Raw genomic sequence first — 15,466 nt, forward strand, 5'->3', positions numbered from 1 at the left:
CCTCGTACCGGCGGTTCGGGCGATATTTGTTACCGCATCTCCTGCGCCGGGGTGACGCCAAGAATACCCAAGCCCGCTGAAATCACAACAGAAACGGCCCTGGCCAGCGCAATTTTCGACTGGCTTGTGGCAACATCGCCATCCTGAATGAAACGCAACTGGGTTTCATCATTGCCCTTGTTCCACAGAGCGTGAAAATCCCCTGCAAGTTCATACAGATAGAAGGCGACGCGGTGCGGTTCGTTGGTCCGCGCAGCGATCTCGACCAGGCGTGGCCATTCCGCCAGCTTCTTGGCAACCGTCAGTTCGGCGGGGTGGTCCAGCGACGCCAGATCGGCCCCTCGCAAGGTGTCGTCGGTGGCGTCGATCCCCGCCTCGGCGGCACGGCGCAGCACGCTCATCACCCGGGCATGGGCGTATTGAACGTAGAACACGGGGTTCTCGCGGCTCTGTTCCAATACCTTGTCGAAATCGAAATCCAGCGGCGCGTCGTTCTTGCGGGTCAGCATCACGAAACGGGTCACGTCGGGGCCAACCTGATCGACCACATCCCGCAGGGTGACAAAGTTCCCGGCCCGTTTCGACATCTTGAACGGTTCGCCATTTTTCCACAGTTTCACCAACTGCGTCAGCTTGATATCCAGCGGCACATTGCCATCGGACAAGGCCGACACGGCCGCCTTCATCCGCTTGACATAGCCGCCATGATCCGCCCCGAACACGTCGATCAACGCGTCAAAGCCACGGCTCACCTTGTCATAGTGATAGGCGATATCGGGGGCGAAATAGGTCCAGCTGCCATCCGACTTCTTGACCGGGCGGTCGACGTCATCACCATGTTCGGTGGATTTGAACAAGGTCTGTTCGCGCGGCTCCCAATCTTCGGGCTTTTTGCCCTTGGGCGGCTCCAGCACGCCTTCATAGATCAGGCCCTTTTCGGTCAGCGATTGCAGCGCGGCCTCGATCCGGCCCGTGCCATAGAGCGATTTCTCCGAGAAGAACACATCCATCTCGACGCCCAGCGCCTTCAGGTCGGCGCGGATCAGGTCCATCATCGCGTCGGTCGAAAACTCGCGCAGCTCTTCCAGCCATTCGCTTTCCGGCTTATCGATCAGGCTGTCGCCATACTTCTCTTTCAGCGCCTCGCCGATCGGGATCAGATAGTCGCCGGGATACAGCCCTTCGGCAATCTCGGGGCTGAGGCCATTGGCCTCGCGATAACGTTCGTAGGCCGACCGCGCCAGCACATCCACCTGCGCGCCGCCGTCGTTGATATAGTATTCACGGGTCACGTCATGGCCCGAATAGGCCAGCAGGCTTGCCAACGCATCCCCGAACACCGCGCCGCGTGTGTGCCCGACATGCAGCGGACCGGTCGGGTTGGCCGAGACATATTCGACATTGACCTTCTGCCCCTGCCCCATGGTCGAGCGCCCGAAATCGGTGCCTTTTTCCAGAACCGCCGCCAACACACCTTGCCAAACGGACGGCGCAAGACGCAGGTTCAGGAAACCGGGCCCTGCCACTTCTGCGCTTGTGATCCGGTCATCCGCCGCCAGTTTCCCGGCCAGAACATCCGCAATGTCGCGCGGCTTCATCCTGGCTGGTTTCGCCAGCACCATCGCGGCGTTGGTTGCCATGTCCCCATGGGCCGCATCGCGCGGCGGCTCGACCGCCACGTTGTCAAAGCTCAGCCCCTCGGGCAATGCGCCTTCGGACTGCATCTGCGCCAGCGCGTCCAGTACAAGGCCGCGGATCTCGGAAAACAGGTTCATTTCGGATGTCCTTTTGCTTGTCGCGGGGTTTACCACGCAAACCGGCAAGGTCAATGGACGCCTAATGTTTAAGCTTGGTTTGGCGAAACATCTCGCTAATCTTGGGCCTGTACGCCGCTACCGGAGACCGTTGATGCACCGCGCCTTGTCCTTTGCCTTGCTTTTGTCCACCGCCTTGCCTGCGCTGGCCGACCTGCCACAGCCCAAAGGCCATGTGCTGCTGACGCTGGGCGGCACGGTCAGTGAAACAAACCTGCCTGCGCGAGGTGAGAATGACGGCGGTCTGCTGGGCTATCTGGAGGTCACGCATGACGGCGCGGCAGGGTTTGACGCAGCCATGCTGGACGGGCTGGAGCAGTTCGAGATCACAATCCCCTATGGTCCTCCGGGCAATGAGCGGGATTACAGGTTTTCGGGCCCGCTTTTGGCAGACGTCATGACACTGGCGGGGGCCGAGGGGAAAACCGCTTTTCCCATGGCGCTGGATGGGTATCAGGCTGAAATCGAGTGGGACAGTATCGCAACGCACAAACCGATCGTTGCAACGCATGCTGATGGCGCACCGATGGGGATCGGAGGCTATGGCCCGACAATGATCGTGTTCCCACCGACAAAGAACGCCGATCAGTCTGCGAAACAAGCGGCTCAGCAAGTCTGGGCCATCGCTTACATAGCCGTGGAGTGATCAGCCCGTCAGCCGCGCATGGTCCTGCAAGGCAAATCGGTCGGTCATGCCCGCAATGTAATCGGAAACGATGCGGGCCAAGGCTGTGTCGTCCCTGGCAGCTTCAATGTCATCGTGCCAGCGCACAGGCATTTGCCTGGGATCGTTCATGTAGATCGGAAACAGATCTTCCACGATCTTTGCCACCTCTGCCCGCACTGACATCACCCTGGGTGCGCGATACATACGTGTGAACAGAAACGCCCGGATTTCACGCAGTTGCGCCCAAACCTCATCCGAGAACTGGATGACAGGATACCCAAGATGTCGGATTTCTTCGACGGACTGCGCGCCAGAAACGGCAATGAGATCATTCGAAGTGTTGATGACATCCCCCACCATGACCCCGAAAACCCGCCTTAGCGCTTCGTGACGCCGGCGATAGGAATCCAGCCCTGGGTATCTGGCATCCACCTCGGCGTAACACACCCCGACAATCGGCAGGTCCTGCAAATCGTCATCCGTGAACAAGCCTGCGCGCAATCCGTCCAGAAGATCGTGATTGTTGTACGCTATGTCATCAGAAAGGGCCGCAACTTGCGCTTCCGCGCTGGCATGGGTGTGCAGTTCAAGATCGAATTCCTGATTGCACTCGGCCAATGCCCAGGGCAGATCGCCCTCAACCGGGCCATTGTGCTTGGCTATTCCTTCCAGACATTCCCAGGTCAGGTTGCACCCATCGAATTCTGCATAGTGGCGCTCCAGCTTTGTGACGATCCGAATGGCCTGCGCGTTGTGATCAAAACCACCAAAGGGTTTCATCAACGCGTGCAACGCGTCTTCGCCGGTATGTCCAAAGGGCGTGTGCCCCAGATCATGCGCCAGGGCCACGGCTTCGGTCAGCTCTGGGTTCAGGCCCAGAGCACCGGCAATGGTCCGGGCCACCTGCGCCACCTCGATGGAATGGGTCAGGCGGGTGCGGTAGCTATCGCCCTCATGCTCAACGAAAACTTGCGTCTTGTGTTTGAGGCGCCGAAAGGCACTGGCGTGAATGATCCTGTCCCGGTCGCGCTGAAAGCATGATCGGAAACTGCTTTCCTCCTCGGCTACGAGCCGTCCCCTGGTGCGGTCCGGATCCGAGGCAAAACTAGCTCTGTCCAAATGGCCCGTCCTTGTCGCCTGTCCTTGCACTTTCTATATTGTATGGCGTAACGGAAGGAAACCTTTGGAGACCGGCATGAATCTGCCCCCAACAGTCACGGATCGCGCCTTTGAACGCCTCGCAGAAATCGGCGCGGCGGATCAGGGTCAGGCACTGCGCGTCGCAGTGGAAGGCGGCGGTTGCTCGGGGTTTCAATACGAAATCGCTTTGGATACGCCAAAAGAAGATGATTTGGTCCTTGAAGGCAAAGGGCAAAAAGTCATTGTCGACGCCATTTCGCTGCCCTTCCTGGAAAACGCGGTTATCGACTTCACCCAGGAACTGATCGGTGCGCGATTTGTAATCGACAACCCCAACGCCACCTCTTCCTGTGGTTGTGGCACATCTTTTTCGATGTAACCGTGGGGGCTTTGCCCCCACACCCCCAGGATATTTTCAGCCAGATGAAGCAGAGGTCCGCCCTCTGACCGAAAGACCAGAGGGCTTCACCTGGCGCGGTCATCGGCGTCCCCGCCTGTACCGCCACTTCAGCTTGAAGAAATTCGGTTAATAATCCGTTTCTTCATCTGGCCAAAAATATCCCGGAGCGCGAGGCAGAGCCTCGCAAATACGATCTCCGCCTTGCCGTTGGGCCCGTTCTGCGCGATAGGTTGGACCAAGTCTTCGGAGGATCGCGCATGAAAATCGCCACGTTCAACATCAACGGCATCAAAGCGCGGGTCGAAGCCCTGCCCCGTTGGCTGGACGAAGCGCAGCCGGACGTTGTGCTGTTGCAAGAGATCAAGTCGGTCGATGAAAACTTCCCGCGCGAGATATTCGAAGAGCGTGGGTTCAACGTGGAAACCCATGGACAAAAAAGCTTCAACGGCGTTGCAATCTTGTCGAAACTTCCCCTCGAGGATGTATCCCGCGGCCTTCCCGGCGATGACGCGGATGAGCAGGCCCGTTGGATAGAAGCCACCGTCGTTGGTAAAAAGGCTCTTCGGATCTGTGGATTGTACCTGCCCAATGGCAATCCGGCGCCCGGCCCGAAATACGATTACAAACTGGCATGGATGGAGCGGCTTTATCACCGTGCCCGTGATTTGCTGGCAACCGAAGAACCTGCGTTGATGGCGGGGGATTACAACATCATCCCGCAGGTGGAGGACGCCAAACGCCCCGAAGCATGGCGCGAAGACGCATTGTTCCGCCCCGAAAGCCGCACCGCGTTTCGCAAGATCCTGAATCTGGGCTTCACCGAAGCGTTCCGGGCCACCACCCAAAGCGCGGGGCACTATTCATTCTGGGACTACCAGGCCGGGGCCTGGAACCGGAACGACGGAATTCGGATCGATCACTTTCTGCTGACCCCGCAAGCGGCAGATCTAATGCGGGATTGCCAGATTGATGCCGCCGTGCGCGGGCATGAAAAACCCTCGGATCACGTGCCTGTCTGGGTCGATCTGGATATTTAGCGGTTCAGGCCGTGACGTCGTAGGTGTATATCCATTCGTAGCGGCGTGACAATTTCCGTCCGATGGCCATAAGCGCACATTGGGCCGCCAAACGGGCGGGGCCTGACAGGTGGAAATTGCGTGCGTTCGACCCGGCAGCGGCAACCACGCTTTCTGCCCTTGGTCGGCGCGTTTTCTCGTAGGCGGCAAGCGCACTGGCGACACCCGAATGTTCGTCGAAAGATCGTGCGAGCACCCAGGCATCTTCCAACGCCAGGCAGGCGCCTTGTGCCATGAACGGCAAGGTCGGATGCGCCGCGTCCCCCAGCAATGCCAAACGACCGTTCTGCCATTTTTCTGCGACCGGGCGCAGGAACAGGGCCCACAGATTCACATCCGAGACCTTTGACAGAATCTCACCTACCGGACCGCCGAACCCTGAAAAACGTGCACGCAATTCATCCGGATCGCCGTTCAGCTTCCATCCCTCTTCCCTCCAGTCCGAGCGTTCCTCGACCGCAACGATGTTCATCATGCTTTGATCGCGCAAAGGATAGGTTACCACATGCCGACCCGGCCCCATGGTCAGGGATGCCGTCACCACGCCTGAATCCGGTCGCCAGGGAATGGTGGCGCGCCAGGCGACCTGGTGCGTGAACTCTGGTGTCTCGGGCCCGTTCAGAGCCGTGCGAATCGCGCTTCGGCCACCGTCGGCGGCGATGACGCATTCGGCGCGCAGCCGTTCGCCGCTCGCCAACAGAATTTCGGCTTCGTTGGGGTGTTTGTGCACGTTGGAAACCTTGGCCCCCAGACGGACATCCACGCCGGCCTTGCGGGCCGCAGAGTGCAGCAGATTCAACAGATCGGCGCGGTGAAAATAATAGGTCGGGCCAGCCGAAGGACCGGGCAGCCGGCTGACAACGCGGCCTTTGCGGTAATCGCGCAAGATCGTACCGTGCGACTTCTGGCCCGCAGACAGATCCGCCACCCCAAGCGCGCGCAACACGCACAACCCGTTTTCACTGATCTGCAGACCGGCGCCAACCTCGGTTAATGCCGGGGCTTGCTCTAGCAGGGTGACCTGCGCCCCGTGTTGCCGCAGCGCCAACGCAGCCGCCAGACCGCCGATGCCGCCACCAATTACACAGAAATTCAACCGATTGATCTTCATGCCCCCCGCATAACGCAAAAACGCCAGAGCCACAGGCCCCGGCGTTCGAAATTTTCCAGTTTCACCCGGCGATCAATCGTCGCGATGGACCTTTTCGCGGCGCTCGTGGCGCTCTTGCGCCTCCAGCGTCATGGTCGCAATCGGACGTGCATCCAGGCGTTTCAGCGAAATCGGATCGCCGGTCTTTTCGCAGTAGCCGTATTCACCCTCTTCGATCCGGCGCAGGGCTGCGTCGATCTTGGCAACCAGCTTGCGCTGGCGGTCGCGTGTCCGCAGCTCCAGAGCGCGATCGGTCTCCTCGCTCGCGCGGTCTGCGACATCCGGGATGTTTCGGGTGTTGTCCTGCAGCCCTTCGATCGTATCGCGGCTGCCCGCCAAAAGCTCATTCTTCCAATCCAACAGCTTGCGGCGGAAATATTCAAGCTGACGTTCATTCATGAAAGGTTCATCTTCGGCCGGGCGGTAATCCTCCGGCAGAAAAACTTCCTGTTTCATATTTGCTCCCTCGGTATGGCCAGAAACGTCGGTCGCGGATGTTTCACCTGACATTTGGCACCCCCTTCTGCGCAGCGTTTAGCCGACGGGCGTGGGATTGTCACTACACAAACGTTGCTTCAGCACGCCCTCGCGCTGTTTTGTCTAAATATGAGACAAACAACAACAAAACCCTGTTTTTCTATGAAATTTAGCAGGCCTTTTTGAGGCAGGTGTCAATTTGCAGGGTACATTCGCGCGCACGAATCAACCAAAAGGGCTTGGAGTTCCTGCAAAAATCGCCTCAACCGACGCAGGGACGCGGGTTGTCAAAATCATTGACCGTCTGTAACCCGGACAACACAACCTGCCCACGGATCACGAAAAACCACACGAGAGGCCCATGACCGCACGCTTTCAAGGTACAGCCGAATATGTCGCCACTGACGATCTGACGATTGCCGTGAACGCCGCCGTCACACTTGAACGCCCATTGCTGGTCAAGGGCGAACCCGGCACCGGCAAGACAGAACTTGCCAAACAGGTGGCCGGCGCGCTGGGGCTGAGGATGATTGAATGGAACGTGAAATCCACCACCCGCGCGCAGCAGGGCCTGTATGAATATGACGCGGTCAGCCGCCTGCGGGACAGCCAGTTGGGTGAGGAACGTGTGCATGACGTGACGAACTATATCCGCAAGGGCAAGCTGTGGCAGGCCTTCGAGGCCGACGAAAAGGTCGTTCTGCTGATCGATGAGATCGACAAGGCGGATATCGAGTTTCCAAACGACCTTTTGCAGGAACTCGACAAGATGGAGTTCCATGTCTACGAGACAGGGGAAACCATCCGGGCCAAAAACCGCCCGATCGTCATCATCACCTCGAACAATGAAAAGGAATTGCCGGACGCGTTTCTGCGCCGCTGCTTCTTCCACTACATCCGCTTCCCGGACGAGGCCACGATGCGCCGCATCGTCGAGGTTCATCACCCCGGCATCAAGGATGCGCTGCTGACCACCGCCCTGACCCAGTTCTATGAAATCCGCGAGACGCAGGGGCTCAAGAAAAAGCCGTCAACATCGGAAGTGCTGGATTGGCTGAAGCTGCTGCTGGCCGAGGACCTGAGCGCCGAAGACCTCAAACGCGGCGGCACAGATGCGCTTCCGAAACTGCATGGCGCGTTGCTGAAGAATGAACAGGATGTGCATCTGTTCGAACGTCTGGCCTTTATGGCACGCGGCAAACGATAGCCGGACGGTGACCAGACGGTGATCATGGCTTGCCTTGCGGCGGCCCGGATGCCAGCATCGGCCCATCTGGCGAAACAGAGCTTCGCCGCCCACAGAATTGGATGACTCGCGTGGCGAACGCACTGACAATCCGCACCCTGCGTGCCGAGGACAAAAGCCAATGGGCCGACATGTGGCGGGACTATCTGGCATTTTATGAAACCGCCCTGCCCGATGATGTATACGAAACAACCTTTTCCAGGCTGCTGGGCGACGACCCGCAGGATTTTTCCTGTTTCGTTGCCGAGCAGAATGGCGCCCTGGTCGGACTGACACACTATCTTTTTCATCGCCACGCCTGGAAGGTGGAATTGGTCTGCTACCTGCAAGACCTGTTCGCGCGACCCAAGGCACGAGGGGCAGGCGTTGGCCGGGCCTTGATCCAGGCGGTCTATGACGAGGCCGATCGTCAGGGCGCGCCGTCGGTCTATTGGCTGACCCAGGATTTTAACCACACTGCGCGGAAACTGTATGATCGCATCGGCACACTGACACCGTTCATCAAGTACGCCCGCTCATGAAGCGATTGAGTGCCCTTTTTCTGGCACTGGTTGTTGCCGGCTGCGCGACGGTTGAAACGATCGAGCTGCCCGATCAGGTCGCGCCCATCGAAGCAAGCCTGCCGCCTGCCAAGTCTTTTTCAACGGCACGTCCTTCGCCGCCTGCTCGATCGAACAAGAACATCGCCTCGGATTTCTTGTCCCTGCATTTTGAACTGGAAAGCGGCGCCGCCCTGCCCGTTTTCACGCGATTTGAGACCCCGGTCACAGTCCGCCTGGCCGGATCGCCGACCGCAAGCATGCAGCAAGATCTGACCCGGTTGCTCAACCGCCTGAGGCGTGAAGCCGGAATCAACATCCGACAGATCGACGAAGGTCAGGCGAATATCACCATCGAAGCCGTCAGCCAGAAAGACATTCTGCGCATTCTGCCCAACGCGGCCTGTTTCGTCGTCCCCAACTCCTCCAGCCTTGAAGAATATCGCCGTGACCGCCGAAAGATAAAAAGCAGCTGGACAGAACTGCACAAACGCGAACGGCTTGGGATTTTCATCCCATACGACGTCAGTCCGCAGGAAATACGTGATTGCCTGCATGAAGAACTGGCGCAAGCGCTTGGTCCGCTGAACGATCTGTATCACCTGCCGGATTCGGTGTTCAACGACGACAATATCCATACGGTTCTGACCGGGTTCGACATGTTGATCCTGCGGGCTGCCTATGCGCCGGAACTGCGCACCGGCATGACCCGCGATCAGGTTGCCGCGGTCATCCCGGGGGTTCTGAGCCGGATGAACCCGCGCGGGGACAGGGTGCCCGTTCAACCCTTTACGGATACACCGCGCGAATGGATTGACGCGATCCAGAAATCACTGGGACCGGGCGCGGGGTCGCCCAGACAGCTGCGCGCTGCCCGAAAGGCGGCACGGATCGGTCAGCAGCAGGGATGGACGGATCACCGCCGCGCCTATCCCCATTACCTGATGGGCCGGATGGAACAATTCCGGGACCCCATCGAAGCCCAACGCCAGTTTCAGATTGCGCAGCAATTTCTGAAGGCCACGCCCGGCACAGAGGTGCATCAGGCCTATGTCACCACGCAAACCGCGGCATTCGCGCTGGCACAGGAAAAGGGACCCAGTGTTCTGCCCGAGCTGAACAGGGCCATCGATGTCATGACACGGGCAGAAAATGCGTCTTTGCTGGCCACGTTGCTGTTGCTGAAATCAGAAGCGCTGAAACAGGCGGGGCAGATACAGCAGGCACGTGCCGTCAGGCTGGACAGCCTGGGATGGGCGCGGTACGGGTTTGGCTCGGATCTGGTGGCCCAGTCATTGTCGCGGGGCAATGGCCGAAGAAACACGGATGGCACGAAAGACGGATGACGCACATATGTTGGTAGTTCTGGGAATGGCGGCACTGGGTGCAACCTTGGGAGCCCTGACCGCGAAAAAGCGCAGCGGTAATCGGGCCGACATGGCGCAATATGCCGCCGGATACGGCATTGCCTTTGCGCTGGTGGGTCTGGTGATCTCGTTGATTCTGGTGCGTTTGGTGGCCTGACACGATGTTCCTGCCCTTTTTCGAAAACCTTCGCAAAGCTGGCATCCCGGTATCGCTGCGGGAGTATCTGACTTTTCTGGAAGGCATGAAAAAGGGTCTGGCCACCTATGATATCGAGGCGTTCTACTATCTCGCGCGCGTGTCGATGGTGAAGGACGAACGCAACATCGACAAGTTCGACCGCGCCTTTGCCGCCAGTTTCGAAGGACTGAACGAGATCAGCTTCGATCAGGTTCTGGAAGCCGTTGACATCCCCGGCGACTGGCTGGCCAAAATGGCCGAAAAGCACCTGTCTGATGAAGAAAAAGCCGAGATCGAGGCGCTTGGCGGTTTCGACAAGCTGATGGAAACGCTGCGCGAGCGTCTCAAGGAACAACAAGGCCGCCATCAGGGCGGCAACAAGTGGATCGGCACGGCCGGGACCTCTCCTTTCGGGGCCTATGGCTACAATCCCGAAGGCGTGCGCATCGGCCAAAAGGAAAGCCGCCACCAGCGCGCGGTCAAGGTTTGGGACAAGCGCGAATTCAGAAACCTGGACGACACGGTTGAACTGGGCACCCGCAACATCAAGGTTGCCCTGAAACGCCTGCGCCGCTGGGCGCGCGAAGGTGCTGCGGAAGAACTGGATCTGGACGGCACCATTCGCGCTACGGCCGAGCACGGCTATTTGGACGTCAAAACCCGACCCGAACGTCACAACGCGGTCAAGGTTCTGCTGTTTCTGGACGTTGGCGGATCAATGGACCCGCATATCAAAGTGGTGGAAGAGCTGTTTTCAGCCGCACGATCCGAGTTCAAGCATCTGGAATATTTTTATTTCCACAATTGCCTTTACGAGGGCGTCTGGCGTGACAATCGCCGCCGCTGGGACCAGCAGACGCCCACGCATGAAGTGTTTCGCACCTATGGGCCCGACTACAAATGCATCTTCGTCGGCGACGCCTCGATGAGCCCGTATGAAATCGCCTATCCCGGCGGCGCCAACGAGCATTGGAACGCAGAGGCCGGGCAGGTCTGGCTGCAACGCGCGCGGGATCAATGGGCGTCGAACCTGTGGATCAATCCCGTGCCCGAGAAGTATTGGGAATACACCCACTCCATCAGCATGATTCAGGAGATCTTCGAAGGCCACATGGTGCCGATGACCCTGGCCGGGCTGGAACAGGGCATGAAAGCGCTGACCCGTTGAGGTCAGCGCCAGAGTTTACCCGGCAATTACCTGAATCCCAAGAAACAGGATCGCTGCCAGCATTGCAGCGGCGGGAACCGTGATAACCCACGCAGCAACGATGGTCAGGAAATGCGACCGACGAACCAGCTTGCGGCGGCGGCGTTCTTCCGGCGCGACGCGGGGGCGTTCAGGGAAAGCCCGGCTGGCGCGTCTCAGCCGTCGCTCGGCATCCCATTCCCGAAAGAACCCGACACCGAAGACAGCGCCAACCGCGATGTGGGTGGAACTGACAGGCAGGCCCAGCCAGCTTGCAACGATCACCGTGATTGCGGCCGACAGGGCAACGCAATAGGCCCGCATCGGGTTGAGCTTGGTGATCTGGCTGCCGACCATACGGATCAGTTTCGGACCAAACAGGAACAGGCCGAACGATATCCCGAACGCACCGATGACCATGACCCAATAGGGAATGCTGACGGCATGAGTGAAGTCGCCCGAGGCAGAAGCCTGCACAATCGCTGCCAACGGTCCCACCGCGTTGGCAACGTCATTTGCACCATGCGCAAAACTCAGCAGTGCCGCAGACACGATCAGCGGAATTCCAAACAGAATTTTCAGCGACTTATTGCGGTTTTCAAGCCCCTCGGACTGGCGGCGGATCACCGGGATCATCACTGCCCAGATCAGCCCGCCACACGCCGCACCGATCAGCAACGCTGCCCCGAGATCAATCTTGATGATTTTCTTGAGACCCTTGAGCGCCAGATAAGATGCAAAGGCGCCCGCCATGATCCCGACCAGCATCGGCACCCATTTGCGGGCCGCGGCGATCTTGTCTTCCTGATAGATGATCCTGGCCTTGATGAACCACAGGAAACCGGCTGCGACCAAGCCTCCCAGAAGTGGCGAGATCACCCAGCTGGCAGCGATCTTGCTCATGGTGCCCCAGCTTACGGCGCCGAACCCAGCCGCAGCGATCCCTGCCCCCATTACACCGCCCACGACCGAATGTGTGGTGGAAACCGGCGCGCCGATCCAAGTCGCCAGATTGACCCAAAGCGCCGAGGACAGCAGCGCCGCCATCATCGCCCATATGAAGACGTCGGCCGTTCCCATGCTTTCCGGCGCGATAATTCCCTTGGCGATGGTCGACACGACATCGCCTCCAGCAATGAGCGCCCCGGCACTTTCAAAAACAACGGCAATCGCGATGGCACCGCCCATCGTCAGCGCATTCGCCCCCACTGCGGGACCCATGTTGTTGGCGACGTCATTGGCCCCGATATTCAGCGCCATATAGGCCCCGAACATCGCCGCGATCACGACGACAAGTGAATTGTTGCCCTGCCCGAACAGGAAAGCGGCCACAAGGCCTGCGACGACAATGAATGCCAGGGCGATCCCTGAGCCCACAAAGGGTCGTCCAGCCTGTGCGGTCGCCATTTCGAGGCGTGAAAAGCGCCGCAAATCCCGGTCGAGTGTTTCCAGGTGACGCGCTTCATAGTTCTTGTCGGTCATGGGTCCCCCATCGATAGCGCCCTGTCGGTTAAGTGGGATCGTTGAAATAATCAACAGCTCATATCGCAAGATCACAACTTATCGAAGGTTGTACCGATTTCGGCGCACGAAAAAAGGTTATGCCGATTTCGGCGCACGAAAAAAAGATTATGCGGGTCCCGACGAACATCCCGCAGGTGTGACTTGCGCAAAGCCCATGTTCGGACCATATCTTTGACATGCTTCGATTGACCCCGATCCTGCTGGCAATTGGCTACGCCATCGTGATGTACCGCATTTCGGTCTGGCGCACCCATCGTGAGTTGGACGCAAAATCGACCGAACTGGCCGACCCGGTGCTGAAACGTATGACGGACCGGCTTGCCGCAGCTTTGGAAATCGATCGGGTCCCTGTCTATATCTACGAGATTGACCCGGTGAACGGGCTGGCTGCTCCGGATGGTCGGATTTTCATCACGCGCGGGTTTTACCGAAAATTCCGCAACGGAGAGGTGTCGGCCGAGGAAATGGCCAGCGTGATCGCACATGAGCTGGGACATGTAGCCTTGGGTCACGCAAAGCGACGGATGATTGATTTTTCAGGCCAAAACGCGATGCGGACGGCGCTGATCATGGTGCTGAACCGGTTTATTCCGTTTATCGGAGCGATGATTGCGAATGCCTTGACATCATTACTGGCCTCGCGCCTGTCACGACAGGATGAGTATGAGGCGGACGAATATGCCGCCGCCTTGCTGACCAAGGCCGGAATCGGGATCGGGCCGCAGAAATCCTTGTTTCACAAGCTGGAAGACCTGACGCAACAACGGGCGGGCGTTGCCCCGGCATGGTTGATGAGCCACCCGAAAACGGGTGAGCGCATTGCGGCACTGGAGGCCCTTGAGCAGCGTTGGGCGCGTGGCTGAGGGTGCGCAGCGAGAGGCCAGCCTCTCGCGCTCTCCGGGATATTTTTAGCCAGATGAAGTGGGATCCAGTTTATTGGGTGAGCGCCTTGCCAAGGCGTGGAAGGCGGGCCTTTTTCATCAGCGCGCGCAAGGACCATTGGTGGCCGGAAAGGCGGATGGCTTCACTCAGAACGCGATCGGCGATGGTCGCCAGGCCGTCAGGGTCAGATAACCAGAGACCATGCAGCAAGCCGTCGGGATCTCGGCGGTCGAGCCCCTCCTCTGCCAGAATATTTCTGGGGAAATCCTTGGCGTTGACGGTCACGATGACGTCGGCCGAGGCGGTGATGGCCGTCGCCAGAACGTGGATATCGGCTGCGTCGGGCAGCCAGAGGCGCTGCTCCAGCCCCGGGACCGGCGCGCGTTCGGCCCTTGGCCACTGCGCTTGCGCCAAGGCAATTTCGGCGCGGGCTTGCGCCTCGCCCGTCGGGCCCAGCTTGCGCGCGGCGCGGGCCCATTCTTCGAGGATGCGGGCAGACCAGATCGGAGTGAAATGGCCAAGGCGGGCCGCGCCCAGCAGCATCTCGCGCATCACCGTGGGATAGATGACGCAGGTGTCGAGAACGGCCTTCACAGGCGGTAGAACACTGCTTTGAGGTAGCCGCTTTCCGCCAGTTGCGGCAGTTGCGGGTGATCGGGACCCGCAAACCCGGTGTGGATCAATTGCGCCTGACGCCCGGCGCGCCCGATCCCACGGGAGGACGCATCGCGGAACCGGCTCAGGTCAGCCGCGTGCGAACACGAACACAGCCCTATATAACCACCGGGTTTGACCAGAGGCGCCGCCAGTCGTGCGATACGTTCATAGGCGCGCAGCCCCGCATCCAGCGCTTGCCTGGACGGCGCAAACGCGGGCGGATCGCAGATCACCACGTCAAATCGCGCGCCTTCTTCACCCAGTTGAGTCAGAACCTCGAACGCGTCGCCCTGTCGGGTCTGGAACTTTTCAGCAAGGCCCGACGCCTCGGCCCCTTTTTTCGCCAGGTCGAGCGCGGCGGCTGAGCCATCGACGGACAATGCCTGCCCCGCACCGCCTGCAAGCATCGCCAGACCGAAGCCGCCCACATGGCTGAACACGTCCAGCACCTGCGCATCGGGATGAACCAGGCGCGCGGCAAAGGCGTGGTTGGGGCGCTGGTCGTAAAACAGCCCGGTCTTCTGACCGCCTGTCAGATCCGCCATGTAGGTGGCGCCATTCATCGGTACCGGCAGGGGCGCATCGGGCGCGGTTCCGCGCAATACCTGGTTGACGTCGTCCAACCCCTCCAGCCCGCGTGTACGGCCCGAGGCGTTCTTCAGCACCGTGGTCACGCCAGTGACTTTGACCAGAGCTTGGGTCAGCACATCCAGGTGCGCCTCGGCCCAGGCCGCGTTCGGCTGAATGACGCAGGCCTCGCCAAAGCGGTCGATGATGACGCCGGGGAAGCCGTCCGCTTCGGCATGGATCAGGCGATAATACGGGGCGTCAAACAGGCTTTCTCGCAGATCGAGGGCGCGCTGCAAACGGCTCTCGAACCACGTCGCGTCAAGCTGCGCGTCGATGTCATGGTCCAGCACCCGGCACATGATCTTGGACGCGGGGTTGACCGCGACCAGCGCGACGGGCGCCCGTTTGTCATCTTCGAGCACGGCCAGAGCGCCCGCCGGAATTTTTCGGGTACGGCGGTCGGTGACGATGTCATTGGCGTAGACCCAGGGGAAACCATGGCGCAGGCCGCGCGCATTGGCTTTGGGTTTCAGGCGGATACGGGGACGGTCGGCAGATTGGGTCATGGCGCCCTCATAGTCCTGAACGCGCCG

The 15,466-nt window shown here is 59.6% G+C and carries 16 protein-coding genes; 9 read left to right on the forward strand and 7 right to left on the reverse strand.

Features of this window, described 5'->3' with window-relative positions; translation table 11 throughout:
* Nucleotides 1-29: 29 nt before the first annotated feature.
* Nucleotides 30-1,775, reverse strand: a complete 1,746-nt coding sequence (gene argS, locus ACR0I0_RS04830) for an arginine--tRNA ligase (protein WP_480487830.1) — start codon at nucleotides 1,773-1,775, stop codon at nucleotides 30-32.
* Nucleotides 1,776-1,908: 133 nt separating this feature from the next.
* Here argS and ACR0I0_RS04835 point away from each other — a divergent pair, with 133 nt between their 5' ends.
* A complete protein-coding gene (locus ACR0I0_RS04835) occupies nucleotides 1,909-2,460 on the forward strand; it encodes a putative pterin-binding protein (RefSeq protein WP_480490395.1) in 552 nt (183 codons plus the stop codon).
* Here the strand turns inward: ACR0I0_RS04835 and ACR0I0_RS04840 are convergent, their stop codons facing one another.
* Nucleotides 2,461-3,600 (reverse strand): deoxyguanosinetriphosphate triphosphohydrolase, encoded by a 1,140-nt coding sequence (locus ACR0I0_RS04840; protein WP_171631863.1) that lies wholly within the window; start codon nucleotides 3,598-3,600, stop codon nucleotides 2,461-2,463.
* 76 nt (nucleotides 3,601-3,676) lie between these two features.
* On the opposite strand from ACR0I0_RS04840, the gene ACR0I0_RS04845 reads away from it, so the two are divergent.
* Nucleotides 3,677-4,000, forward strand: a complete 324-nt coding sequence (locus ACR0I0_RS04845; protein ID WP_152458245.1) for a HesB/IscA family protein — start codon at nucleotides 3,677-3,679, stop codon at nucleotides 3,998-4,000.
* Nucleotides 4,001-4,278: 278 nt separating this feature from the next.
* Entirely contained in the window at nucleotides 4,279-5,058 is a 780-nt protein-coding gene (gene xth, locus ACR0I0_RS04850; protein ID WP_171631859.1) for an exodeoxyribonuclease III, read from the forward strand.
* Between the two features lie 4 nt (nucleotides 5,059-5,062).
* Here the strand turns inward: xth and ACR0I0_RS04855 are convergent, their stop codons facing one another.
* Together ACR0I0_RS04855 and dksA are read right to left on the reverse strand one after the other, a co-directional pair.
* Nucleotides 5,063-6,208: an FAD-dependent monooxygenase gene (locus ACR0I0_RS04855; RefSeq protein ID WP_480490397.1), complete on the reverse strand. Its 1,146-nt coding sequence runs from the start codon at nucleotides 6,206-6,208 to the stop codon at nucleotides 5,063-5,065.
* A 72-nt stretch (nucleotides 6,209-6,280) separates the two neighbouring features.
* Nucleotides 6,281-6,703: an RNA polymerase-binding protein DksA gene (dksA, locus tag ACR0I0_RS04860; protein ID WP_171167736.1), complete on the reverse strand. Its 423-nt coding sequence runs from the start codon at nucleotides 6,701-6,703 to the stop codon at nucleotides 6,281-6,283.
* Nucleotides 6,704-7,085: 382 nt separating this feature from the next.
* Here dksA and ACR0I0_RS04865 point away from each other — a divergent pair, with 382 nt between their 5' ends.
* From ACR0I0_RS04865 to ACR0I0_RS04885, 5 genes are all read left to right on the forward strand, one after another.
* Complete coding sequence (locus ACR0I0_RS04865; protein ID WP_171631853.1) at nucleotides 7,086-7,931, forward strand: AAA family ATPase; 846 nt, start codon at nucleotides 7,086-7,088, stop codon at nucleotides 7,929-7,931.
* 101 nt (nucleotides 7,932-8,032) lie between these two features.
* Nucleotides 8,033-8,491: a GNAT family N-acetyltransferase gene (locus tag ACR0I0_RS04870; RefSeq protein ID WP_171723101.1), complete on the forward strand. Its 459-nt coding sequence runs from the start codon at nucleotides 8,033-8,035 to the stop codon at nucleotides 8,489-8,491.
* Nucleotides 8,488-9,855 carry a DUF2927 domain-containing protein gene (locus ACR0I0_RS04875; protein WP_171723100.1) on the forward strand — a complete coding sequence of 456 codons (1,368 nt, stop codon included), beginning with the start codon at nucleotides 8,488-8,490 and terminating at the stop codon, nucleotides 9,853-9,855. The genes ACR0I0_RS04870 and ACR0I0_RS04875 overlap by 4 nt, the downstream gene beginning before the upstream one ends.
* Nucleotides 9,836-10,033 (forward strand): hypothetical protein, encoded by a 198-nt coding sequence (locus ACR0I0_RS04880; protein ID WP_171630689.1) that lies wholly within the window; start codon nucleotides 9,836-9,838, stop codon nucleotides 10,031-10,033. Before ACR0I0_RS04875 ends, ACR0I0_RS04880 begins: the two co-directional genes overlap by 20 nt.
* A 4-nt stretch (nucleotides 10,034-10,037) precedes the next feature.
* Entirely contained in the window at nucleotides 10,038-11,222 is a 1,185-nt protein-coding gene (locus ACR0I0_RS04885; protein ID WP_171631843.1) for a vWA domain-containing protein, read from the forward strand.
* A 15-nt stretch (nucleotides 11,223-11,237) separates the two neighbouring features.
* Here ACR0I0_RS04885 and ACR0I0_RS04890 read toward each other — a convergent pair whose 3' ends face one another.
* Entirely contained in the window at nucleotides 11,238-12,722 is a 1,485-nt protein-coding gene (locus tag ACR0I0_RS04890; RefSeq protein ID WP_480490401.1) for an inorganic phosphate transporter, read from the reverse strand.
* A gap of 218 nt (nucleotides 12,723-12,940) precedes the next feature.
* Here ACR0I0_RS04890 and ACR0I0_RS04895 point away from each other — a divergent pair, with 218 nt between their 5' ends.
* A complete protein-coding gene (locus ACR0I0_RS04895) occupies nucleotides 12,941-13,627 on the forward strand; it encodes a M48 family metallopeptidase (RefSeq protein WP_152458255.1) in 687 nt (228 codons plus the stop codon).
* 70 nt (nucleotides 13,628-13,697) lie between these two features.
* Here ACR0I0_RS04895 and ACR0I0_RS04900 read toward each other — a convergent pair whose 3' ends face one another.
* On the reverse strand, nucleotides 13,698-14,240 hold the full coding sequence (locus ACR0I0_RS04900) for an RSP_2648 family PIN domain-containing protein (RefSeq protein WP_480490402.1): 543 nt from the start codon (nucleotides 14,238-14,240) through the stop codon (nucleotides 13,698-13,700).
* On the reverse strand, nucleotides 14,237-15,439 hold the full coding sequence (locus tag ACR0I0_RS04905) for an RSP_2647 family RNA methyltransferase (RefSeq protein ID WP_480490404.1): 1,203 nt from the start codon (nucleotides 15,437-15,439) through the stop codon (nucleotides 14,237-14,239). The genes ACR0I0_RS04900 and ACR0I0_RS04905 overlap by 4 nt, the downstream gene beginning before the upstream one ends.
* Nucleotides 15,440-15,466: the final 27 nt, after the last annotated feature.

Source organism: Ruegeria sp. AG6, from assembly GCF_056541565.1.